Below are 21,600 nucleotides of genomic sequence, written 5' to 3'. Positions count from 1 at the left end.
AACTCCGTCCCCACCATCCTCGCCCGCCTCGCCCCGGCCCGCACCCGAAAGAGCCCGCACGCGGGAGCCCGCACGCGAAAGAGCCCGCCCTCCGAAGAGAGCGGGCTCCAGGCGCCGGGCGGGCGGGGTCACGGCAGAGTCACGGCAGAGTCAGGATCTCCGCCCCGGTCTCCGTCACCACCAGCGTGTGCTCGAACTGCGCCGTCCGCTTGCGGTCCTTCGTGACCACCGTCCAGCCGTCGTCCCACATGTCGTACTCGTGCGTGCCGAGCGTCAGCATCGGCTCGATCGTGAACGTCATCCCGGGCTGGATGACGGTCGTCGCGTGCGGGCTGTCGTAGTGCGGGATGATCAGCCCCGAGTGGAACGACGAGTTGATGCCGTGGCCGGTGAAGTCCCGGACCACGCCGTAGCCGAACCGCTTGGCGTACGACTCGATGACCCGGCCGATCACATTGATCTGCCGGCCCGGCTTGACCGCCTTGATCGCCCGGTTCAGCGACTCCCGGGTGCGCTCCACCAGCAGCCGGCTCTCCTCGTCCACGTCACCCACCAGATACGTGGCGTTGTTGTCGCCGTGCACCCCGCCGAGGTACGCGGTGACGTCGAGGTTGACGATGTCGCCGTCCCGCAGGACCGTCGAGTCGGGGATGCCGTGGCAGATCACCTCGTTGACGGAGGTGCACAGCGACTTCGGGAAGCCCCGGTAGCCGAGCGTGGAGGGATAGGCACCGTGGTCGCACAGGTACTCGTGCGCCACCTTGTCCAGTTCGTCCGTGGTGACGCCGGGCGCGATGATCTTCGCGGCCTCCGCCATCGCCCGCGCGGCGAGCCGGCCGGCGACCCGCATCGCCTCGATGGTCTCCGGGGTCTGCACCTCCGGCCCGGTGTACGGAGTCGGCGCGGGCTTGCCGACGTACTCGGGGCGGCGGATGTTTCCGGGTACGGAACGGGTGGGAGACAGCTCCCCTGGTACGAGCAGCGACTGGCCAGACATGCCAGCGAGTCTAACCAGCGGGCATGGGGGAACATGTCCCTGGCGAAAGGAGCCGGTCATGGCCCTGTTCAAGAAGCGCACGGCGGGCAAGCCGGGCGAGTGGTACTACTGCCTCGAGCACAAGAAGGTCGAGGAGGGCCCGGACTGCCCGGGCAAGGACCGCTTCGGGCCGTACGCCAGCCGTGAGGAGGCCCAGCACGCCATGGAGAACGCGCGGGAACGCAACCTCCAGTGGGAGAACGACCCGCGCTGGCACGACGCGCCCACCCCGGGCCAGGCCGACGAGGACTGATCAGGCCGCCGGCACCCCGGCCGCCTCCGTCCCGGCCGCGGCTGCGCGCTGATCGCGCAGCCGCACCGCGTGCTCGTTGGTCCGCACGTCGTACGTCATCAGCTTGGGCAGGCACAGCGCCAGCAGCCCCACCCCGGCCGCGCACACCAGACCGCCCGACCACACCGAGGCGCGCACCCCCGCCCACGCGGCCATGCCGCCCGAGCGGACCTGGCCGAGCTGGGGGCCGACCGAGTACGACAGCAGCTCGATCCCGGCGAGCCGGCCGCGCAGCTCGTCGGGGATCGTCTGGTTCCACATGGCGCCCCGGAAGATGCCGCTGACCATGTCGAAGCCACCGGCCAGGGTCAGGAACAGCAGCACCAGCCACACGTTCCCCACCACCCCCGCCGCGGCCACGGCCAGCCCCCACAGCACGGCCGCCAGCACCACCATCCGCCCGTGCCGGTGCACCCGCGACGTCCAGCCGCTGGTGAGGCTCACCAGCAGGGACCCGGCGGGCAGCGCCGCGTACATCAGCCCGAGCGACCACTCGGCGCGCAGCTCGTCCGCGAGGAACGGCAGCACGGCGAGCGGCATCGCCAGGAACATCGCGGCCAGGTCGATGGCGTACGTGCCCAGCAGTTCCTTGCGGCTCCACGCGTACCGGGCGCCCTCGGCGACCGCCCGCAGCGACGGCTTCCGCGCCTCGTGCGACGCGGGGGACCGCCGCAGCCGGACGACCAGGGCGAGGGACACCACGAAGGTCAGCAGGTCCACGGCGTACGCCCAGCCCATCCCGGCGTACGCCACCACCACGCCCGCCAGCGCCGGGCCGGCGATCCCGCCGACCTGCCAGCGCAGCGAGTTCAGCGCGGCGGCGGCCGGCAGATGCTCGTGGGCGACGATACGGGGGATCAGCGAGTCGAGCGCGGGCCGCTGGATCGACGTCAGCGCCGAGGCGAACGCGGCGATCACGTACAGCGGCCATACGGCGGGGCTCGGCAGCAGCGCGTTCACCAGCAGCGCCGCGCACAGCACACCCTGCCCGGCCTCCGTCCACACGATCAGCTTCCGCTTGTCCCAGGCGTCGGCGAGCGCCCCGCCGTACAGCCCGAACACCACCAGCGGCACCAGCTCCACCGCGCCGATCGCCCCGACCGCCGCCGCGGACCCGGTCAGCTCCTTGATCTGCACGGGCAGCGCGACGAAGGTCAGGAAGCTGCCGAAGTTGGTGATCAGACCCGACAGCCACAGCCGCCGGAAGTCCGCGGAGGCCCGCCAGGGCGCGAGGTCGGGCAGCAGGGCGCGCAGGCCGGAGGGCGCGTCGTCGGTGTCGTCGGTCACGAGGCGCCATGCTCGGTCGCCGGAACGACGCGGGCAACCGTTTTTCCCGCGGCCGCGGACGGGCCCTACCAGCGGGCCGGCGGCGGCGCCGTCAGCTGGTCCGCCAGCCGGGAGAGCCGGTCGCGCCACCGGCGGCGGCCGCGCGGCGCGGGCACCGAGTTCTCCCCGGCCGCCGCGCCGACCAGGTGCTGCACGGTGTCCAGGTCCAGCTCGCCGCCGTCGGGCACGGTCAGCGCCTCGTGGGCCATCGTGGTCAGGTCGTCCGCGCCGGGCGTGAGGGCGAGGACCGTCGCCCCGGCCCGCCGGGCGTCGTGCACCCGCTCCAGGAGCGGCGCCCCCGCCTCGGCCGGCGACACCACCAGCAGCGTCTCGCCGCGCCGCGCGGCCTCGATCCGGCCGGGGCCCACCGCCAGATGCGCCGGGTCCGTAGGGCGCGCGTCGTGCCGTACCAGGGTCGGCGCCAGCTCCGGCGTCCCCGACCACGCGGCCTCGTCCACCAGATGTGCCGCGAGATGCCACGGCTCGTACTCCGGCGTGCCCACCAGCAGCAGTCCGCCCCCGTGCGACACCACGGACCCGCGCAGCACACCCGCGAACCGCCGGGTGGACGACAACCACTCCGTCCCCGCGAGCACTTCCCGCAACAGCGCCACCCGTACGGCATCCATGCGCCCGCATCCTGCCGCAACCGTCCGGCCGTGGCCCCGGGTTCACCCCGAATTCGCCCGACCTGGGTACAACCCTCGGTCACACGGACCCCAACACCCGCGAAGACACCGGCAGTTCCCACCCGTCCCTCGTGACGCGGCTCACCTCGACCGGTGCGGCGGCGTTGGCGGACGTAGAGTCGGCCCATGACCTCTACCGACAGTGCACAGACCCCCGCGAAGGCCCCCGCCAAGGACCCCTGGGACCTGCCCGACGTCTCCGGGCTCGTCGTCGGCGTGCTCGGCGGGACCGGTCCGCAGGGCAAGGGCCTCGCCTACCGGCTCGCCAAGGCCGGCCAGAAAGTGATCATCGGTTCGCGGGCCGCCGACCGGGCGCAGGCCGCCGCCGGGGAACTGGGACACGGCATCGAGGGCGCCGACAACGCCGAGTGCGCGCGGCGCAGCGACATCGTGATCGTCGCCGTGCCGTGGGAGGGGCATGCCAAGACCCTCGAATCGCTGCGCGCCGAACTGGCCGGGAAGCTGGTCGTGGACTGCGTCAACCCGCTCGGCTTCGACAAGAAGGGTGCCTACGCGCTCAAGCCGGAGGAGGGCAGCGCCGCCGAGCAGGCCGCCGCCCTGCTGCCGGACGCGCGGGTCACCGCCGCCTTCCACCACCTGTCCGCCGTCCTCCTCCAGGACCCGGAGATCGAGCAGATCGACACCGATGTGATGGTTCTCGGCGAGGCGCGCGACGACGTCGAGATCGTGCAGGCGCTGGCCGGCCGCATCCCCGGCATGCGCGGCGTCTTCGCCGGGCGGCTGCGCAACGCCCACCAGGTGGAGTCGCTGGTCGCCAACCTGATCTCCGTGAACCGCCGCTACAAGGCGCACGCGGGGCTCCGCGTCACGGACGTATGAGCCCATGGGGGACACTGGTGGGCAGCAAGTCCAGCAGTGTCCCCCGACAGGAGCCGACCGACATGTCCCGTCTCGCCCTCTACGCCCTCGTCGTCTGCGTCCTCTCCGTGGTCGCCGCCGTGGTCTCCTTCGCGCAGGGCAGCTGGCTGGGGATCGTGTGGGTGCTGATGGCCGGACTGTCGTCCAACATGTGCTGGTACTACCTCAAGCGCCGCCGCGTCACGGAGTGACCGAGCAGACCTCGCTCCCTCCGCGCCAGAAGCGGTACAGGTCGTAGCCGCAGTACGTGTCGAAGTCGCTGATCCCGAGTCCGCGCAGGACCGCGTCGACCAGGTCGAAGAACGCGCCGTTCACCCCGGGGATCCACAGCAGCGCGAACACGATCAGCAGGCCGAACGGCGCCAGCGGCTCCACCTGGCGCCGCACCTCGTACGACAGCCAGGGCTCCAGCACGCCGTAGCCGTCCAGCCCCGGCACCGGCAGGAAGTTCAGGATCGCCGCCGTCACCTGGAGCAGCGCCAGGAACGCCAGCGCGAACCGGAAGTCGGGCGGCACGCCGTCCAGCGCGTCCAGCCAGAACGGGGCCGTGCACACCACCGCGAACAGCACGTTCGTCAGCGGGCCCGCCGCCGAGATCAGACTGTGCCGCCAGCGGCCCCGGATCCGCCCGCGCTCGATGAAGACGGCACCGCCCGGCAGACCGATCCCGCCCATGATCACGAACACCACGGGCAGCACGATGCTCAGCAGCGCGTGCGTGTACCGCAGCGGATTGAGCGTGAGATAGCCCTTCGCGCCGACCGTGATGTCGCCGCTGTGCAGCGCGGTCCGCGCGTGCGCGTACTCGTGCAGACACAGCGAGACGATCCACGCCGCCGTCACGAACAGGAACACGGCCACCCCGGGCTGCTCCGCGAACCCGGTCCAGGTGGCCCAGCCGGTGACCGCCGTCACGGCGAGGATCCCGAGGAAGACGGGACTGATCCGCCGTTCGCTCGGGCGGATGGTGGCGGTGGTCATGGTGAGGGCTCCTGAGCGTTGCGGCCGGTCCGTGACGGAGGGGGAACGTTCCGTGAGGGGGTGTGGGTTCCCGCTTGTTTCCGGCCGGTCCGAAACCCGGAGGCGGCGGCCTGGCGTCCCTGGGGACAATGGACCCCGTGCGCTATCGCATCCTCGGCACCACCCAGGCATTCCGCCCCGACGGCACGGCCGTCCCCGTCGGCGGGGCGCGTCTGCGTGCGCTGCTCACCGTGCTGGCCCTGCGGGCCGGGCGGGCCGTGCCCGCGGGGCTGCTCGTCGAGGAGGTGTGGGACGGCGACCCGCCCGCCGACGCGCCGGGCGCCCTCCAGGCCCTGGTCGGCCGGCTGCGGCGGGCCCTCGGCGCGGACGCCGTGGAGTCGGTGGACGGCGGTTACCGGCTGAGCGCCCGCCCCGACGACGTCGACCTGCACCGCTTCACCCGCCTGGCCGACGACGGCGCCGGTGCCCTGGCCGACGGCGACCCCGCCAAGGCCGCCGCTCTCCTCGACGACGCCCTCGCCCTGTGGCAGGGCCCCGCCCTCGCCGACCTGCCCGACCGCGCCGCCGAGGCCGCCCGCTGCGAGGCCCGCCGGCTGGACGCCCGCCGCGCCCGCCTCGCCGCCGCCCTCGCCCTCGGCCAGGCCGCGCAGACGCTGCCCGAGCTGACCGCCCTGTGCGAGGCCCACCCCCTGGACGAACCACTCCAGGCGCTGCGGCTGCGCGCCCTGCGCGAGGCCGGCCGTACGGCGGAGGCACTGGCCGCCTACGACGACGTACGGCATCTCCTCGCGGACCGCCTCGGCTCCGACCCGGGGCCCGAACTGCGGGAGCTGCACGCCGAGTTGCTGCGGCAGCAGGACGTGCCCGTCCCGCCGCGGGCCCCGCGCCCGCAGGGCAACCTGCGGGCCCGCCTGACCTCCTTCGTCGGCCGTGACACCGACATCGAGGCCATCCGGGGCGACCTCGCCACCGCCCGGCTCGTCACCCTGCTGGGGCCGGGCGGCGCCGGGAAGACCCGGCTGTCGCAGGAGGCCGCCGAGAGCGCGGACGGCTTGGCCCGCGACGGGGTGTGGCTGGCGGAGCTGGCGCCGGTCGACGACCCGGCCGCCGTCCCCGAGGCCGTGCTCACCGCGATCGGCGCCCGCGAGACCGTGCTGCACGGCGCCGGCGCGGAGGAGCTGCGGGCCGCCGTCGCCGACCGCCACGACGACCCCCTCGAACGCCTGGTCGAGCACTGTGGCCGGCGGCGCATGCTGATCGTCCTCGACAACTGCGAGCACGTCGTCGACGCCGCCGCCCGGCTCACCGCCGAGCTGCTGGAGCGCTGCCCGGACCTGACCGTGCTGGCCACCAGCCGCGAACCCCTCGGCGTACCAGGCGAGGTACTGCGGCCCGTCGAGCCGCTGCCCGAGCCGTACGCGCTGCGGCTGCTCGCCGACCGCGGCGCCGCCGCCCGGCCCGGGTTCCGCGTGGAGGACGACCCGGAGGCCTGCGCGGAGATCTGCAGCCGCCTCGACGGACTGCCCCTCGCCATCGAACTGGCCGCCGCCCGGCTGCGGATGCTCAGCCCCCGGCAGATCGCCGACCGCCTCGACGACCGCTTCCGCCTGCTCACCTCCGGCAGCCGCACCGTCCTGCCCCGCCAGCAGACCCTGCGCGCCGTCGTCGACTGGTCCTGGGACCTGCTCGACGCCGACGAACGCGACGTCCTGAGCCGCCTGTCGGTCTTCGCCGGCGGCTGCGACCTCGCCGCCGCCGAGGCCGTCTGCGGCCCCGCCGCCCTGGACGCGCTCGGCTCCCTCGTCGACAAGTCCCTGGTGGTGGCCGCCCCGGCCGGCGACGGCGAGATGCGCTACCGGCTCCTGGAGACCGTCGCCGAGTACGCCCGCGAACGCCTCGACGAGTCCGGCGCACGCCCCGAGACCGCGCGCGCCCATCTGACGTACTACCGCGAACTCGCCCGCACCACCGACCCGCTGCTGCGCGGCCAGGAGCAACTCGCCGCCGTCGAACGGCTCGAGCGCGAGTACGAGAACCTGCGCATCGCCCTGCGTCACGCCGTCGCCGCGCGCGACGAGCAGGAGGCGTTGTGCCTGGTGCTGTCGCTGGCCTATTACTGGCAGATGCGGGACCTGCGGATCGAGGCCCGCAACTGGTGCCGCGCGGTCATGGAGCTCAGCCCCGACCCGTTCGCCGAGCCGATCCGCAAAGCCGCCCCCGTGTGGCAGCGCTGCACCGCCGAACCGCCCCCCATGACGGGGGAGATCCTGCTGGAGGCCCGGCGCGGGGCTCACCTCGCCCATCTCGCCTGCATGGACACCGAGCTGGACGCCTGGCAGACCCCGGAGGCCCAGCGCAAGCTGCGGCTCATCGCCGACGCCTACGAGCCCGGCCTTCCGCAGACCTGCCGCAGCCCCGGCATGCTCTCGTTCTACGCCGTGATGCTGACCGACGGCATGGACCGGCTGCACCCCATCCTCGACGCCGCCGTCGAAACCTGCCGGCGCACCCCGGGCTACGACTGGGAACTGGCCGCCAGCCTGCAGATCCGCGCCAATCTTCTCGCCAACCGGGCCGACCTGGCGGGCGACGCCGGCCGGGACGCCGACGAGTCGCTGGCGATCTTCGCGCGGCTCGGCGACGCCTGGGGCAGCGCCGAGGCGTTGTCCGCGCGCGCCGAGGCCCACGAGCGCAAGGCGCGATACCGCGAGGCCGCCGCCGACTACGAGGCCGCCATGGAGCACGCCCGGCGGCTCGGCGCCCGCGCCCAGCTCGCGGTGCTCTCCGCCCGGCTCGCCGGCGTGCTGCTGGAGGCGGGCGAGGCCGAGCGGGGGGAGCGGCTGTTGCGGGAGGTGGTCGAGGCCCAGGACGGCGCGCACACCGAGGCGATGCCGTTCGGCCGGGTCGTCCTCGCCGGATGGCTCAGCATCACCGGCCGGACCGGCGAGGCCCGCGAGCATCTGCGGGCCCTGCGCGAGGACTTCGCCATCTCCAACTTCGTCGTCTTCGACGCGTTCCTCCTCGGCCAGGAGGCGTGGGTGGACGCCCTCGAGGGCCACTACGAGGAGGCCAGGGTCCGTATCCGGCGCGGCCTCCAGCGGGCCGACGACCCGGTGTCCAAGGCGATAGCCCCGCAACTGGTCTCCTCGTACCTGGTCATCGCCGCCCTCGCGATGGCCGGCTGCGACGGCGGACGCGACGCCCGCGATGCCGCCCGCTGCCTGGGCGCGGCGGACACGCTGATGCCTCCCGGCCATGTGCCGTCCTCCCTGGAACGCCGGTGCCGCGACCGCGCCGAAGCCGCCGTCCGCGCGGCCCTGGCCCCCGAGGACTTCACCACCGCGTACACCGAGGGCGGCGCCCTCTCCGTCGAGGAGGCCGCCGCCCTGGTGTGACGCCGCCGACCGGCGTCAGCTCTTCGTCTTGAACTTGTGGATGGCCACCGGTGCCATGACCGCCGTGATGGCCGCCGACCAGCCCAGCGTGACCCACAGGTCGTGGGCGACCGGGCCGCCCACCATCAGGCCGCGGGCCGCGTCCGCGAGCGTGGAGAGCGGGTTGTAGTCGGTGAAGGCCTGCAGCCAGCCCGGCATCGACTCCGTCGGCGCGAAGATCGACGAGCCGAACTGGAGCGGGAACAGCACCAGGAAGCCCATCGCCTGCACGGACTGCGCGTTCTTCAGGACCACGCCCAGGGTGAGGAACACCCACATGATCGACGAGGCGAACGCCGTGGACAGGCCCACGGCCGCCAACAGACCGAGCCAGTGCTCGATGTCGAAACCGACCAGGACGGCGACGATCATCAGCACGGTCGTCGCGAACAGCATCCGGACCAGTTCGACCGAGATCTTCGCGAACAGCACCGAGCCGCGACCGATCGGCAGGGACCGGAACCGGTCCATGACACCGGAGTTGAAGTCCTGGCTGAAGCCGGTGCCGACGCCCTGCGACAACGTCATGCTCATCATCGCGATCATGCCGGGGATCACGTACTGCACGTATCCGTCCTGCCCGCCGCCGAGGGCCTGCCCGATCGAGCCGCCGAAGACGTAGACGAACAGCAGGGTGAAGACGACCGGCATCAGCAGGGCGTCGAACATCGACTCCGGGTCCTGCCTGATCCACAGCAGGTTGCGGCGGATCAGGGCACCGGTGTGCCGCAGATGCCCGCGCAGCGGAATGCGGGGGTCGGTGGTGACGGTGGTGGCGCTCATACGGCGACCTCCTCGCGGGCGTCGGTGGGCTCGGGGTCCTGCGGCGCACTGGCGCGGTGGCCGGTGAGGGACAGGAACACCTCGTCCAGGCTGGGCAGTTCGGTGGTGACGGAGGACAGCGTGATGCCGAGCCCGACGGTCGCCGAGACCACGGCGGTCAGCTGCTCGTCGCTGAGGATCGGCACCAGCACGGCGCCGCGCTCGGCGTCCACGGTGGTGGTGGCCAGCCCGGTGATGCCCAGGTCGTCCAGCGCGCGGGCCAGCGGCCGCAACCGGAGCGGATCGGCCGGCTTCACCCGCAGGGTTCGACCGCCCACCTTGGCCTTCAGCTCGTCGATGCCGCCGCGCGCGATGACCTTGCCGCGGTCGACGACGGTCAGCTCGGAGGCCAGCTGCTCGGCCTCCTCCATGTACTGCGTGGTCAGCAGCACGGTCACGCCGTCCCCGACCATGCGCTTGACCTCGTCCCACACCTCGTTGCGGGTGCGCGGGTCCAGTCCGGTGGTCGGCTCGTCCAGGTAGAGCACCGCCGGATTGCCGATCATCGAGGCGGCCAGGTCGAGCCGCCGCCGCATGCCGCCGGAGTAGGTGGCCGCCGGCCGCTTTCCCGCCTCCGTCAGCGAGAACCGCTCCAGCAGCTCGTCGGCGCGGGCCCGGGCGTCCTTGCGGGACAGGTCCAGCAGCCGCCCGATCAGATACAGGTTCTCCCAGCCCGGCAGCTTCTCGTCGACGGAGGCGTACTGCCCGGTGAGCCCGATCACCCGGCGCAGCTGCCGGGGCTGCCGTACGACGTCGTAGCCGGCGACGGTGGCCTGCCCGGCGTCGGGGGACAGCAGGGTGGACAGAATCCGCACCAGGGTGGTCTTCCCGGCGCCGTTCGGCCCGAGCACCCCCATCACGGTGCCCTCCCGCACGTCCAGGTCGACGCCGTCCAGCGCCTTGGTCTCCCCGTAGTGCTTCACCAGCCCTCGTACGGTCACGGCCATGGTGCCGTCGTTCTTCTCGATCCGTGTCATGCGGACGACAGTGTCAGGGCCCACCGACAAACGGCCGACAGGTCACCGACAGCCGCCGACGGCGCGTGTCGGTGAGGGCCGCGCCCGGCAACGGAACAGCCCCGCCGACGGGGGACGATCGGCGGGGCTGTCCGGTACCGCGATGGCTCAGTGGACGGAGTGCTCCTCCTGCGGGAACGTTCCGCCGACCACGTCCTCGGCGAACGCCTTCACCGCGTCGCCCATGACCTCACGCAGGTTCGCGTACTGCTTGACGAACTTCGGCACCCGGCCGCCGGTCAGCCCCAGCATGTCGGTCCACACCAGCACCTGCGCGTCCGTCTCCGCCCCGGCGCCGATGCCCACCGTCGGGATGTGCAGGGTGCGCGTCACCTCGGCCGCCAGCTCGGCCGGCACCAGCTCCAGCACCACCGCGAACGCGCCCGCGTCCTGCACGGCCTTGGCGTCCCGCAGCAGCTGCTGGGCCGCCTCCTCGCCGCGCCCCTGCACCCGGTACCCCATGGCGTTCACGGACTGCGGGGTGAGCCCGATGTGGGCCATCACCGGGATGCCGGACTCCACCAGCAGCCGGATCTGCTCGTGCGAGCGCTCGCCGCCCTCCAGCTTCACGGCCTGCACCCCGGCCTCCTTCACCAGCCGGGTCGCCGAGCGCAGCGCCTGCACCGGACCCTCCTGGTAGGAGCCGAACGGCAGGTCGCCGACGATCAGCGAGCGCCGGGTGCCGCGCACCACCGCGGCGGAGAGCATGGTCATCTCGTCGAGGGTGACGGGCACGGTGGTCTCGTACCCGAGGTGGCAGTTGCCCGCCGAGTCGCCGACGAGGATCACCGGGATGCCGGCCTCGTCGAAGACGGACGCGGTCATCGCGTCGTACGCGGTGAGCATGGGCCACTTCTCGCCCCGCTCCTTGGCGAGGGCGATGTCGCGGACGGTGATACGGCGGGTGCCCTTGCCCCCGTACAGCGCCTTGCTGCCGTCGGAGGTTCCTGTCTTCGCAGTCTGGGCAGCCGAAAGCTGCGTCATGACAACGGCTCCTTACGTCATCTCGAGGCGCCCTCACGGCGTCCCCGGATCACCCCCATGGTGGCACCTCGTGTCACGGTCGGCTAGGGGACCCCCGTCACGCCGCGCGGCGCACACAAGAACGGGCAAAGAATATTCGATACGGAACCGTCTCGTATCGTAAATCTTCTAGGCTCGGCCCCATGACTGACGCCGCCGTCCACGCCCCCCGCATACCCGAAGCGGTGCACCGGCGCCGCTGGGCCATCCTGGGTGTGCTCATGCTGAGCCTGCTGATCGTGGTGCTCGACAACTCCATCCTGAACGTCGCCATCAAGACGATCTCCACCCCGGCCCCGACCGGCATCGGCGCCACCCAGAGCGAACTGGAGTGGGCGATCAACTCCTACACCCTGGTCTTCGCGGGCCTGCTGTTCAGCGCCGGGCTCCTCGGCGACCGGATCGGCCGCAAGAAGGTGCTGCTCGGCGGGCTCGCCGTGTTCGGGGCCGGCTCCGCGCTCGCCGCGTTCGCCGCCACCCCGGGCGAGCTGATCACCTACCGCGCGGTCATGGGCCTCGGCGCCGCCTTCGTGATGCCCGCCACCCTCGCCGTGCTGATGAACGTCTTCGAACGCGACGAGCAGCCGAAGGCCATCGGCTTCTGGGCCGGCGGCGTCGGCCTCGCCATCGCCATCGGCCCGATCACCGGCGGATTCCTCCTGGAGCACTTCTGGTGGGGATCCGTCTTCCTCGTCAACGTGCCGATCGTGCTGCTCGCGGTCGCCCTCATGGTGTGGCTGGTGCCCGACTCCCGCGACCCCCGCCCCGGGCGGATCGACCCCGTGGGCGTGCTGCTGTCCGTCGTCGGCCTCGTCCTGCTGGTCTTCGGCATCATCAAGGGCGGCGAACTCGCCGACTTCACCGACCCCGCCGTCCTGGCCACCAGCGGCGCGGGCCTCGCCGTGCTCATCGCCTTCGTCGTCTTCGAGAAGCGCAGCGAGCACCCGTCCATCGACGTCACCTACTTCCGGAACAAGGTCTTCTCCGCCGCGATCGCCGCCATCTCGCTGGTCTTCTTCGCGCTGACGGGCGTGACCTTCTTCTCGGTCTTCTACACCCAGAGCGTGCGCGGCTACTCGCCGCTGGAGACCGGCCTGCTGATGCTGCCGCTCGCCGCCGCCCAGCTGGTCTTCGCGCCCCGCGCCCGGCTGCTCGTCGACCGCTTCGGCAACAAGGCCACCACCACCGGCGGCATGCTGCTGCTCGCCGCCATGCTCGCCGTGTTCGCCACCTTCGACGCCGACACCCCGGTCTGGGTCCTGGAAGTCGTCTTCTTCCTCATGGGCACCGGCATGGCGCACATCATGACCCCCACCAGCGTCGTCATCATGCAGGCCCTGCCCCGCGAGAAGGCGGGTTCCGCCTCCGCCCTCAGCAACACCTTCCGCCAGGTCGGCGGCGCCCTCGGCGTCGCGGTGCTCGGCTCCGTCCTCTCCGCGGCCTACCGCACCGCCATCGAGGGCAAGCTGACCGCGCTGCCCGCCGCCCTGCGCCACACCGCCGGCGAGTCCGTCGAGGCCACCCTCGCCGTCGCAGCCCGCCTCGGCCCGCGCGGCGACGCCCTGGTCGGCCCGGCCCACGACGCCTTCCTGCACGCCATGCGGCTGGCCGCGCTGTGCGGTGCGGGCGTCGCGGTGGCCGGGGCACTGGTGGTGGCGCTGTTCCTGCCGGGACGGCGGCAGGAAGAATCACTCCCAGCCGTCATGGAAAGGACAGTGACGTGAGGCTCGCCGACAGCCGTCCCGGCCAGGACACCCCCGCCAGGGGCCGCCCCCGCAGCGAGGCGGTGGAGCGGGCCATCATCGAGGGCGTGGTGAAACTGCTGGAGGACGGCGTACCGCTCGCGGAGCTGTCCATCGAGCGGATCGCCCGCACCGCCGGCGTCGGCAAGGCGACCATCTACCGCCGCTGGCCCGGCAAGGAGGAACTCTTCGTCGACGTCGTCCGCGCCGCCGAACCCCCCGACCCCGAGCTGCCCGGCACCTCCATGCGCGACGACCTGGTGGCCCTGCTGGAACAGCTGCGCGGGCGCGGGCTGATGGCCCAGTCGTCGGCGATCCTGCTCAACGTCTACGCCCAGATGAAGAGCAGCCCGAAGATCTGGGCCGCCTACCACGCGAGCGTCGTCGAGCCCCGCCGCCGCCTCCAGCTGGAGGTGCTGCGCCGCGGCCAGCGCGACGGCGAGCTGCGCGACGACGTGGACCTGGAACTGCTGATCGACCTGTTCCTCGGTCCGATGCTGGTGCGCACGGTGATGCGCCCGGGCGCCTCCCTGCCGGAGGGCCTGTCGGAGGAGATCGTCGACCGGCTGCTGGAGGGCCTGCGCCCGTGAACCGGAATGTGATCGTTTCGTCACAGACCCGGCCATCGGAGCGACACCCGGAACTCCTCGCGCCGACTTCTTCGTCCTGGTGCCTGTACGGCCGTCATGGACGGCAGGAACGAAGTCGATCATCCCCTAGGGTCATAGGCGCGGGGGACGACGATGAGCACGGCAGGTAGCGAGGCGACGGTATGGCGCAGCAGGCGTACGTGACGGAGACGGACGGCGGCGGCTCGGAGGCCGGGCGTCGAGAGTCCGGACCGCGGCGCCTGGCGAACCGTATCGCCGCCGGCTGGCGCGGCGACCCGCGGATCTGGCGCCGCGGCCTGATCGCCGCCGCCCTCGCCGTCGTGCTCGCCCTGGTGATGGCGGCCCACGCCCACATCCCGAACCGGTTCGGCAACCTCGGCAGCCTCACCGAGACGTTTCTGCCCTGGCTGGGCCTCGGCGTCCCGGTGCTGCTCCTGACGGCCGTCCTGCGCAGGTCCGCGACCGCGCTGATCGCGGTGCTGCTCCCGGCGGCCGTCTGGCTCAACCTCTTCGGCGGACTGCTCACCGACAAGGCCGCCGCCGGCGGCGACCTCACGGTGGCCACGCACAACGTCAACGCCGACAACGCCGACCCGGCGGGCACCGCCCGGGCCGTGGCCGCGTCCGGCGCGGACGTGGTGGCGCTGGAGGAGCTGCGCGCCTCGGCGGTGGCCACGTACGAGGAGGCGCTGGCGCCGACGTACCGGTACCACTCGGTGCAGGGCACGGTCGGGCTGTGGAGCAAGTACCCGCTCAGCGGGATCGAGCCGGTGGACATCAAGCTGGGCTGGACCCGGGCCATGCGGGCCACCGTGACCACCCCGCAGGGGCCGGTCGCGGTGTACGTCGCCCATCTGCCGTCGGTGCGGGTGAAGCTGGAGGCCGGGTTCACCGCCCGGCAGCGGGACACCAGCGCCGACGCGCTCGGCGAGGCCATCGCCCACGAGCAACTGGACCGGGTCGTCCTGCTCGGCGACCTCAACGGCACCATGAACGACCGGGCGCTGAACGCGGTGACCGCCCAGATGCGCTCCACGCAGGGCGCGGCGGGCAGCGGCTTCGGGTTCAGCTGGCCGGCCTCGTTCCCGATGGCGCGGATCGACCAGATCCTGGTCAAGGGCGTCGAGCCGGTCAGCTCCTGGACCCTGCCGGAGACGGGCAGCGACCATCTGCCGGTGGCGGCGCGCATGCGGCTGGCAACGGACTCTTAACCGGTAGGAAGCCTTCCGGAACCCCGCCGGAATAGCGGCCGGGGGAGCATTTGTTCCGTAGCTGAACATACGATGGAACCGAACCCCGCTCCCCTGTAAGCCCCTGTACCTGTATGCGCTCGAAAGGCGATGCCTTCATGCCCCTGGCCCTGCTCGCCCTGGCCGTAGGTGCCTTCGGTATCGGCACGACCGAATTCGTGATGATGGGCCTGCTGCCCGACGTCGCGGCCGACCTGCACATATCCATCCCCAGCGCCGGACACCTCGTGTCCGCCTACGCCCTCGGTGTCGTCATCGGCGCCCCGCTGCTGGCGGCGCTCACCGTGCGCCTGTCCCGCCGCGCCGTCCTGATCGGCCTGATGATCCTCTTCGTCGCGGGCAACGCCCTGTCGGCGTTCGCCCCCGACGAGCACTACCTGCTCGCCGCCCGCTTCCTCAGCGGCCTCCCGCACGGCGCGTTCTTCGGCGTCGGCGCGGTCGTCGCGACCACCCTGGTCGCGCCCGAACGCAAGGCCCGCTCCGTCTCGCTGATGTTCCTCGGCCTGACCGTCGCCAACATCGCCGGCGTCCCCGTCGCCACGCTCATGGGCCAGCACCTCGGCTGGCGCGCCACCTTCCTCGGCGTCAGCGCGATCGGCCTGGTGGCGATCGCGTCCCTGGCCCTGCTGATCCCGCGCGACACGGCGACGGCCCCCGCGGCCGGCCTGCGCGGCGAACTGGCCGCCCTGCGCTCGCTCCCCGTCTGGCTGGCGCTCGGCACCACGGTCGCGGGCTTCGGCGCGCTCTTCGCCGCGTACAGCTACATCGCGCCGATGCTCACCGACTCCGCGGGCTACGCCGAGACCAGCGTGACCGTGCTGCTGGCCCTGTTCGGCGTCGGCGCGACGGTCGGCAATCTGCTGGGCGGCCGCCTCGCCGACCACGCGATGCGCGCCACCCTGTTCGGCGGCCTGATCGCCCTGACGGCGGTCCTCGCCGCGTTCCCCCTGCTGATGCGGACCGGGTGGACCGCGGCGCTCGCGGTGGCTCTCCTCGGCACGGCCGCCTTCGTCACCGGCTCCCCGCTCCAGCTGATGGTCATGGAGAAGGCCGCCGCGGCCCCCTCCCTCGCCTCCTCCGCCAACCAGGCCGCCTTCAACCTCGCCAACGCCGGCGGCGCCTGGATCGGCGGCCTCGCCCTGGCCGCGGGCTTCGGCACCACGTCCCCCGCCCTCGCGGGCGCCCTGCTGGCGCTCCTGGGCCTCGCGGTCGCGGCGATCGCCTACGCGGTCGACCACCGCCGCACTGCCCCGCACGCGGGCCGGGAACTGCTGGTGGCCGGCCGGATGCCGGCGGAGACCGAGTCCGTGCGCGGCTGAGCCGCCACGCCCACCGCGGGCGGCACACACGAAGGGGCCGACGGCACACAGCCGCCGGCCCCTTCCGGTCACCCGTCTTTCCGGTTACCCGGGAGTCGTCTCCCGCCAGCCGTTCGTGATCGGCAGCCGGCGGTCCTTGCCGAAGCCCTTAGGGGAGATCTTGGTGCCCGGCGGGTACTGGCGGCGCTTGTACTCGGCGGTGTCCACCAGGCGCAGGGTGCGGGCCACCAGCTCCGGGTCGAAGCCGGCCGCGACGATGGTGGCGGCGCCCTCGTCGCGGTCCACGTAGCGTTCCAGGATGGCGTCGAGGACCGGGTAGTCCGGCAGGGAGTCGGTGTCCACCTGGCCGGGGCGCAGCTCGGCGCTCGGGGGCTTGGTGATGGAGTTCTCCGGGATGGGCGGCGTCTCGCCGCGCTCCTCGGCCGCCTTGTTGCGCCACTCGGCGAGGCGGAACACGGACGTCTTGTAGACGTCCTTGATGGGGCCGTACGCGCCGACCGAGTCGCCGTACAGCGTCGAGTAGCCGACGGCCAGCTCGGACTTGTTGCCGGGGGCCAGCACGATGTGGCCCTCCTGGTTGGAGACGGCCATCAGCAGCGTGCCGCGCAGGCGGGACTGGAGGTTCTCCTCGGCGAGGCCGGTCAGGCCCAGCGAGTCCATGTACGCGTCGAACATCGGGGCGATCGGAACCGTACGGAAGTTCAGGCCGGTACGGCGGGCCAGCTCCGCCGCGTCGTCCCTGGAGTGCGCGGAGGAGTACTTCGACGGCATGGACACGCCGTACACGTTCTCCGGGCCCACCGCGTCGCAGGCGATCGCGGCGACCAGGGCCGAGTCGATCCCGCCGGACAGGCCGACGAGGACGGAGCGGAAGCCGTTCTTGGCGACGTACGCGCGCAGGCCCACGACCAGCGCCGAGTACACCTCCTCGTCGTCCTCAAGACGCCGCGCGTGACCGCCGGTGTACTCCGGCTCGTACGGCGGCAGGGGCTCCTCGGAGAGCACCAGGCGGTCGATGCGCAGACCGTCGTCGACCACGCCGTCCGGCGCGTCCGGCGCCGCGGCCGGCAGGTCCAGGTCGACGACCAGGCACTCCTCGGCGAACTGCGCGGCACGGGCGACGACCTCGCCGCTCGCGTCGACCACGATCGAGTCGCCGTCGAACACCAGCTCGTCCTGGCCGCCCATCATGGCGAGGTAGGCGGTGGTGCAGCCGGCCTCCTGGGCGCGCTTGCGGACCAGTTCCAGCCGGGTGTCGTCCTTGTCGCGCTCGTACGGCGAGGCGTTGACGGAGATCAGCAGGCCGGCCTTGGCGGAGCGGGCCGCCGGCACCCGGCCGCCGTCCTGCCACAGGTCCTCGCAGATGGCCAGCGCGATGTCGACGCCGTGCAGCCGCAGCACCGGCATGGTGTCGCCGGGCACGAAGTAGCGGAACTCGTCGAAGACGCCGTAGTTCGGCAGGTGGTGCTTGGCGAAGGTGAGCGCGACCTCGCCGCGGTGCAGCAGCGCCGCCGCGTTCTGCGGGGCGCCGGCCGGCTGGCCGTACTTCGGCTGGGCGGTCTCGGAGCGGTCCAGGTAGCCGACGATCACCGGCAGCTCCCCGAAGCCCTCCTCGGCGAGCCGCGCGGCGAGCGAGCGCAGGGCCGTGCGGGACGCCTCGACGAACGAGGACCGCAGGGCCAGATCCTCGACGGGATAACCGGTGAGGGCCATCTCCGGGAACGCCACGAGGTGCGCTCCCCGCTCGGCGGAGTGCCGGGTCCAGCGGAGGATCGTTTCCGCGTTACCGGCGAGGTCGCCGACGCGCGCGTCGATCTGGTTCAGGGCGAGACGAAGTCGAGGCACGCGCCCAGTGTAATCGTCAAAGCGACGCGATGGGGTGGCGAGCGCGTGAGCCGGCTCGCTCAGCGTGCCTTCGCACCCCGCTCGGCCAGCATGTCGGCCATCAGGTCGATCTCCGACTGCTGCGCCTCGACCATGCCATGGGCCAGCTGTTTCTCCACGTCGACCGTGCACGCCGAGACGCAGCCCTCGGCCATGTGGATGCCGCCCCGGTGGTGCTCCGTCATCAGCTTCAGGAAGTAGACCTCGGCGGCCTTGCCGTTCAGCTCGCCGAGCTTCGCCAGTTCCTCGTCGGTCGCCATGCCCGGCATCAGCGAGCCGTCGCCCTTCGACGGGGCGCCGCCCATGCCCATCCAGCTCATCGGCGGGTCCGCGGACACCTTCGACAGGCGCCACAGGTCCAGCCAGCCCAGCAGCATGCCCCGCTGGTTGGCCTGGGTCTGGGCGACGTCGTACGCGAGGCGCCGCACCTCCTCGTCGTCGGTGCGGTCGCGCACGATGTACGACATCTCCACCGCCTGCTGGTGGTGCACCGCCATGTCACGCGCGAAGCCGGCGTCCGCGGAGTCGGCGGCGGGCGGCTCGACACCGGACCCGCCGTCCGAGGCGACCGCGTAGGTGATCGCGCCGGCCGCGACGAGCGCCGCCGCCGCGGCGCCCGCGATCCAGCCGGCCTGCGCCTGCCTCACTGCGCGAGTCCGCCGGTGCAGGCGGCACCCTTCTCGGGGGTCTGCTCGCCCTGCACGTACGTCTGGAAGAACTTGTCGACGTTCGCGTCGTCCGCGCCGGTCACCGTCCGCTGGTGGCCCCAGGCGGTCAGCATGATCGGGTCCTTCTGGTTCTCGTCCGGGCTCATCAGCGTGTACGGCGTCTTCTTGACCTTCTCGGCCAGCTTGTCGACGTCCGCCTTGTCGGCCTTGCTGTTGTACGTGACCCAGACCGCGCCGTGCTCCAGCGAGTGTACGGCGTTCACGTTGTTCAGTTCCTCGGTGTAGACGTCACCGTTGCAGTTCATCCACGCCTGGTGGTGGTCGCCGCCGACCGGGGGCTCCATCGAGTACTCGACGTCCGTCTTGACGTGGTTGCGGGAGAGCGTCCCCTCCCACTTGCGCACCCCGTCCGAGCCGGTGACGAACTTGCCGGTGGTCTTGTCGTCGCTCGCCGAGTTGCCGGAGTCGTCGGACTGCGACCGGACGAGCACGACGCCGCCCACGACGAGACCGGCGACGATCACCACGCTCGCGCCGATGGCGAGGAACCGGTTGCGGCGCTCGCGGGCCTGCTCGGCACGCCGCATCTCGGCTATGCGTGCCTGGCGTGCCGCGCTGTTCTTGTTCTTGGCGGAACCCATGGGGCTGGCCCTTCTGGGGAACGGGAGACGGACGGGTGCGCTGATCGTAATGGGGGACACCGGTCATCTCGTAGGGAGGTCGCAGGAATGGCCCGCGGATCAGCACCTGGAATGGCCGGTTCCGCACCTGGCGGCGAAGGGTGCGGAGCGGGCCCGGCGCCGGCTGCCGATCAGCCATTACGGATGGCGGGACGAGCAGGCAAGATGGGCTGCAGCGCCGTACATCTGCCGTACCCGAGCCGTTCAGACCGGGGTCGGCCGGCCGATCAAGGTCCGCAACGCGCATGAAATGGTGTTGTGGTGGGATGCTCAGGTGCCCGACCGCCTCCCGGTGGTGCGCGGGGCAGGCGGCCTGACCAGCAAGGATGGGGAAGCGGAAGATGGACAAGCAGCAGGAGTTCGTGCTCCGGACCTTGGAGGAGCGCGACATCCGGTTCGTACGCCTGTGGTTCACGGACGTGCTGGGCTTCCTCAAGTCCGTTGCCGTGGCCCCGGCCGAACTGGAGCAGGCCTTCGACGAGGGCATCGGCTTCGACGGCTCCGCGATCGAGGGCTTCGCCCGGGTCTACGAGTCCGACATGATCGCCAAGCCGGACCCCTCCACCTTCCAGGTCCTGCCGTGGCGCGCGGAGGCCCCCGGCACGGCCCGGATGTTCTGCGACATCCTCATGCCCGACGGCTCCCCGTCCTTCGCGGACCCGCGTTACGTGCTGAAGCGCGCCCTGGCCCGCACCTCCGACCTGGGCTTCACCTTCTACACGCACCCGGAGATCGAGTTCTTCCTCCTGAAGAACCGCCCGCTGGACGGCTCACGCCCCACCCCGGCCGACAACTCCGGCTACTTCGACCACACCCCGCAGAACATCGGCATGGACTTCCGCCGCCAGGCGATCACCATGCTGGAGTCCATGGGCATCTCGGTCGAGTTCTCCCACCACGAGGGCGCGCCCGGCCAGCAGGAGATCGACCTGCGGTACGCCGACGCGCTGTCCACGGCCGACAACATCATGACGTTCCGCCTGGTCATGAAGCAGGTGGCGCTGGAGCAGGGCGTCCAGGCGACCTTCATGCCGAAGCCGTTCTCCGAGCACCCCGGCAGCGGCATGCACACCCACCTGTCCCTCTTCGAGGGCGACCGCAACGCGTTCTACGAGTCCGGCGCCGAGTACCAGCTCTCCAAGGTCGGCCGCTCCTTCATCGCGGGCCTCCTGCGCCACGCCGCCGAGATCTCCGCGGTCACCAACCAGTGGGTCAACTCCTACAAGCGCATCTGGGGCGGCTCCGAGCGCACCGCCGGCGCGGGCGGCGAGGCCCCCTCCTACATCTGCTGGGGCCACAACAACCGCTCGGCCCTGGTCCGCGTCCCGATGTACAAGCCGGGCAAGACCGGCTCCGCCCGCGTCGAGGTCCGCTCCCTCGACTCCGGCGCCAACCCGTACCTGGCCTACGCCGTCCTGCTGGCCGCCGGCCTCAAGGGCATCGAGGAGGGCTACGAGCTGCCGCCGGGCGCCGAGGACGACGTCTGGGCCCTGTCCAACGCCGAGCGCCGCGCGATGGGCATCGAACCCCTCCCGCAGAACCTCGGCGAAGCCCTGACCCTCATGGAGAGCAGCGACCTCGTCGCCGAGACCCTGGGCGAACACGTCTTCGACTTCTTCTTGCGCAACAAGCGGCAGGAGTGGGAGGAGTACCGCTCGGAGGTCACCGCGTTCGAGCTGCGGAAGAACCTGCCGGTGCTGTAGCTCTCGCGCTCCTCGGCAGCCGGGTCCCGGGCTCCGTACGGCCCCCGGGACCCGTTGTCGTTCGAGCCGCCGAGTGGAAGGCTGGATTCCAGGATCCGTTTCCACGGCAGCCGGTGGCTGCGAGCAGCGGCTCAGCGGTGTGCGACGAGGCGTTGCCGGCTGTGGCCGGCCATGGGTGCCGCGCTCCTTATCGGCTTGGCGCACCGCTCTTCCGGCGGACGTATGTCTGCGGGAAGGAGACGGTT

Annotated in this window: 19 protein-coding genes; 9 read left to right on the top strand and 10 right to left on the bottom strand. The window is 72.1% G+C overall.

Going from position 1 to position 21,600, the window contains the following annotated elements:
- Positions 1-139: 139 nt before the first annotated feature.
- Positions 140-997: a type I methionyl aminopeptidase gene (gene map / locus AMK31_RS25790; protein WP_073943019.1), complete on the bottom strand. Its 858-nt coding sequence runs from the start codon at positions 995-997 to the stop codon at positions 140-142.
- Positions 998-1,055: 58 nt separating this feature from the next.
- Between map and AMK31_RS25785 the strand changes: the two genes are divergently transcribed.
- Entirely contained in the window at positions 1,056-1,289 is a 234-nt protein-coding gene (locus AMK31_RS25785) for a hypothetical protein (protein ID WP_073943018.1), read from the top strand.
- Here AMK31_RS25785 and AMK31_RS25780 read toward each other — a convergent pair whose 3' ends face one another.
- The gene (locus AMK31_RS25780) at positions 1,290-2,615 is read right to left on the bottom strand and encodes an MFS transporter (protein WP_073943017.1); all 1,326 of its coding nucleotides are present in this window, start codon (positions 2,613-2,615) and stop codon (positions 1,290-1,292) included.
- 65 nt (positions 2,616-2,680) lie between these two features.
- Positions 2,681-3,283: a hypothetical protein gene (locus AMK31_RS25775; RefSeq protein WP_073943016.1), complete on the bottom strand. Its 603-nt coding sequence runs from the start codon at positions 3,281-3,283 to the stop codon at positions 2,681-2,683.
- A gap of 186 nt (positions 3,284-3,469) precedes the next feature.
- Here AMK31_RS25775 and npdG point away from each other — a divergent pair, with 186 nt between their 5' ends.
- Positions 3,470-4,183, top strand: a complete 714-nt coding sequence (npdG, locus tag AMK31_RS25770; protein WP_073943015.1) for an NADPH-dependent F420 reductase — start codon at positions 3,470-3,472, stop codon at positions 4,181-4,183.
- Between the two features lie 62 nt (positions 4,184-4,245).
- A complete protein-coding gene (locus tag AMK31_RS41090; protein ID WP_198948573.1) occupies positions 4,246-4,413 on the top strand; it encodes a hypothetical protein in 168 nt (55 codons plus the stop codon).
- Here the strand turns inward: AMK31_RS41090 and AMK31_RS25765 are convergent.
- The gene (locus AMK31_RS25765; RefSeq protein WP_073943014.1) at positions 4,403-5,203 is read right to left on the bottom strand and encodes a site-2 protease family protein; all 801 of its coding nucleotides are present in this window, start codon (positions 5,201-5,203) and stop codon (positions 4,403-4,405) included. The genes AMK31_RS41090 and AMK31_RS25765 overlap by 11 nt on opposite strands.
- Before the next feature lie 128 nt (positions 5,204-5,331).
- On the opposite strand from AMK31_RS25765, the gene AMK31_RS25760 reads away from it, so the two are divergent.
- Positions 5,332-8,598 carry a BTAD domain-containing putative transcriptional regulator gene (locus AMK31_RS25760; RefSeq protein ID WP_073943013.1) on the top strand — a complete coding sequence of 1,089 codons (3,267 nt, stop codon included), beginning with the start codon at positions 5,332-5,334 and terminating at the stop codon, positions 8,596-8,598.
- A 15-nt stretch (positions 8,599-8,613) separates the two neighbouring features.
- Here AMK31_RS25760 and AMK31_RS25755 read toward each other — a convergent pair whose 3' ends face one another.
- From AMK31_RS25755 to panB, 3 genes are all read right to left on the bottom strand, one after another.
- Positions 8,614-9,420, bottom strand: a complete 807-nt coding sequence (locus AMK31_RS25755) for an ABC transporter permease (protein ID WP_073943012.1) — start codon at positions 9,418-9,420, stop codon at positions 8,614-8,616.
- Positions 9,417-10,436 (bottom strand): ATP-binding cassette domain-containing protein, encoded by a 1,020-nt coding sequence (locus tag AMK31_RS25750; protein WP_073943011.1) that lies wholly within the window; start codon positions 10,434-10,436, stop codon positions 9,417-9,419. Before AMK31_RS25750 ends, AMK31_RS25755 begins: the two co-directional genes overlap by 4 nt.
- 147 nt (positions 10,437-10,583) lie before the next feature.
- Complete coding sequence (gene panB, locus AMK31_RS25745) at positions 10,584-11,459, bottom strand: 3-methyl-2-oxobutanoate hydroxymethyltransferase (protein WP_073943010.1); 876 nt, start codon at positions 11,457-11,459, stop codon at positions 10,584-10,586.
- 182 nt (positions 11,460-11,641) lie between these two features.
- On the opposite strand from panB, the gene AMK31_RS25740 reads away from it, so the two are divergent.
- The 4 genes from AMK31_RS25740 to AMK31_RS25725 all read left to right on the top strand — a co-directional run bounded on the left by AMK31_RS25740 (position 11,642) and on the right by AMK31_RS25725 (position 16,420).
- On the top strand, positions 11,642-13,222 hold the full coding sequence (locus tag AMK31_RS25740; protein ID WP_198948572.1) for a DHA2 family efflux MFS transporter permease subunit: 1,581 nt from the start codon (positions 11,642-11,644) through the stop codon (positions 13,220-13,222).
- Positions 13,219-13,830, top strand: a complete 612-nt coding sequence (locus AMK31_RS25735; protein WP_073943009.1) for a TetR/AcrR family transcriptional regulator — start codon at positions 13,219-13,221, stop codon at positions 13,828-13,830. Before AMK31_RS25740 ends, AMK31_RS25735 begins: the two co-directional genes overlap by 4 nt.
- Before the next feature lie 182 nt (positions 13,831-14,012).
- On the top strand, positions 14,013-15,062 hold the full coding sequence (locus AMK31_RS25730) for an endonuclease/exonuclease/phosphatase family protein (RefSeq protein ID WP_079186929.1): 1,050 nt from the start codon (positions 14,013-14,015) through the stop codon (positions 15,060-15,062).
- Positions 15,063-15,199: 137 nt separating this feature from the next.
- Entirely contained in the window at positions 15,200-16,420 is a 1,221-nt protein-coding gene (locus AMK31_RS25725; protein WP_073943008.1) for an MFS transporter, read from the top strand.
- 84 nt (positions 16,421-16,504) lie between these two features.
- Here the strand turns inward: AMK31_RS25725 and AMK31_RS25720 are convergent, their stop codons facing one another.
- From AMK31_RS25720 to AMK31_RS25710, 3 genes are read right to left on the bottom strand one after another with little or no spacing between them, the layout of a single operon-like run.
- Positions 16,505-18,265, bottom strand: coding sequence for an NAD+ synthase (locus tag AMK31_RS25720; protein WP_073943007.1), 1,761 nt, complete (start codon positions 18,263-18,265; stop codon positions 16,505-16,507).
- A 59-nt stretch (positions 18,266-18,324) separates the two neighbouring features.
- Positions 18,325-18,951 carry a DUF305 domain-containing protein gene (locus AMK31_RS25715; protein WP_073943006.1) on the bottom strand — a complete coding sequence of 209 codons (627 nt, stop codon included), beginning with the start codon at positions 18,949-18,951 and terminating at the stop codon, positions 18,325-18,327.
- Complete coding sequence (locus AMK31_RS25710; protein ID WP_073943005.1) at positions 18,948-19,613, bottom strand: DUF3105 domain-containing protein; 666 nt, start codon at positions 19,611-19,613, stop codon at positions 18,948-18,950. The genes AMK31_RS25715 and AMK31_RS25710 overlap by 4 nt, the downstream gene beginning before the upstream one ends.
- Before the next feature lie 380 nt (positions 19,614-19,993).
- On the opposite strand from AMK31_RS25710, the gene glnA reads away from it, so the two are divergent.
- The gene (gene glnA / locus AMK31_RS25705; protein WP_073943004.1) at positions 19,994-21,355 is read left to right on the top strand and encodes a type I glutamate--ammonia ligase; all 1,362 of its coding nucleotides are present in this window, start codon (positions 19,994-19,996) and stop codon (positions 21,353-21,355) included.
- The last annotated feature ends 245 nt before the right edge of the window (positions 21,356-21,600 follow it).

The sequence above is a fragment of the Streptomyces sp. TSRI0107 genome (genome assembly GCF_001905845.1).
GTDB lineage: Bacteria > Actinomycetota > Actinomycetes > Streptomycetales > Streptomycetaceae > Streptomyces.
Note: the sequence above shows the minus strand (reverse complement) of the source record. Positions and strands in the feature narration are given on the sequence as shown.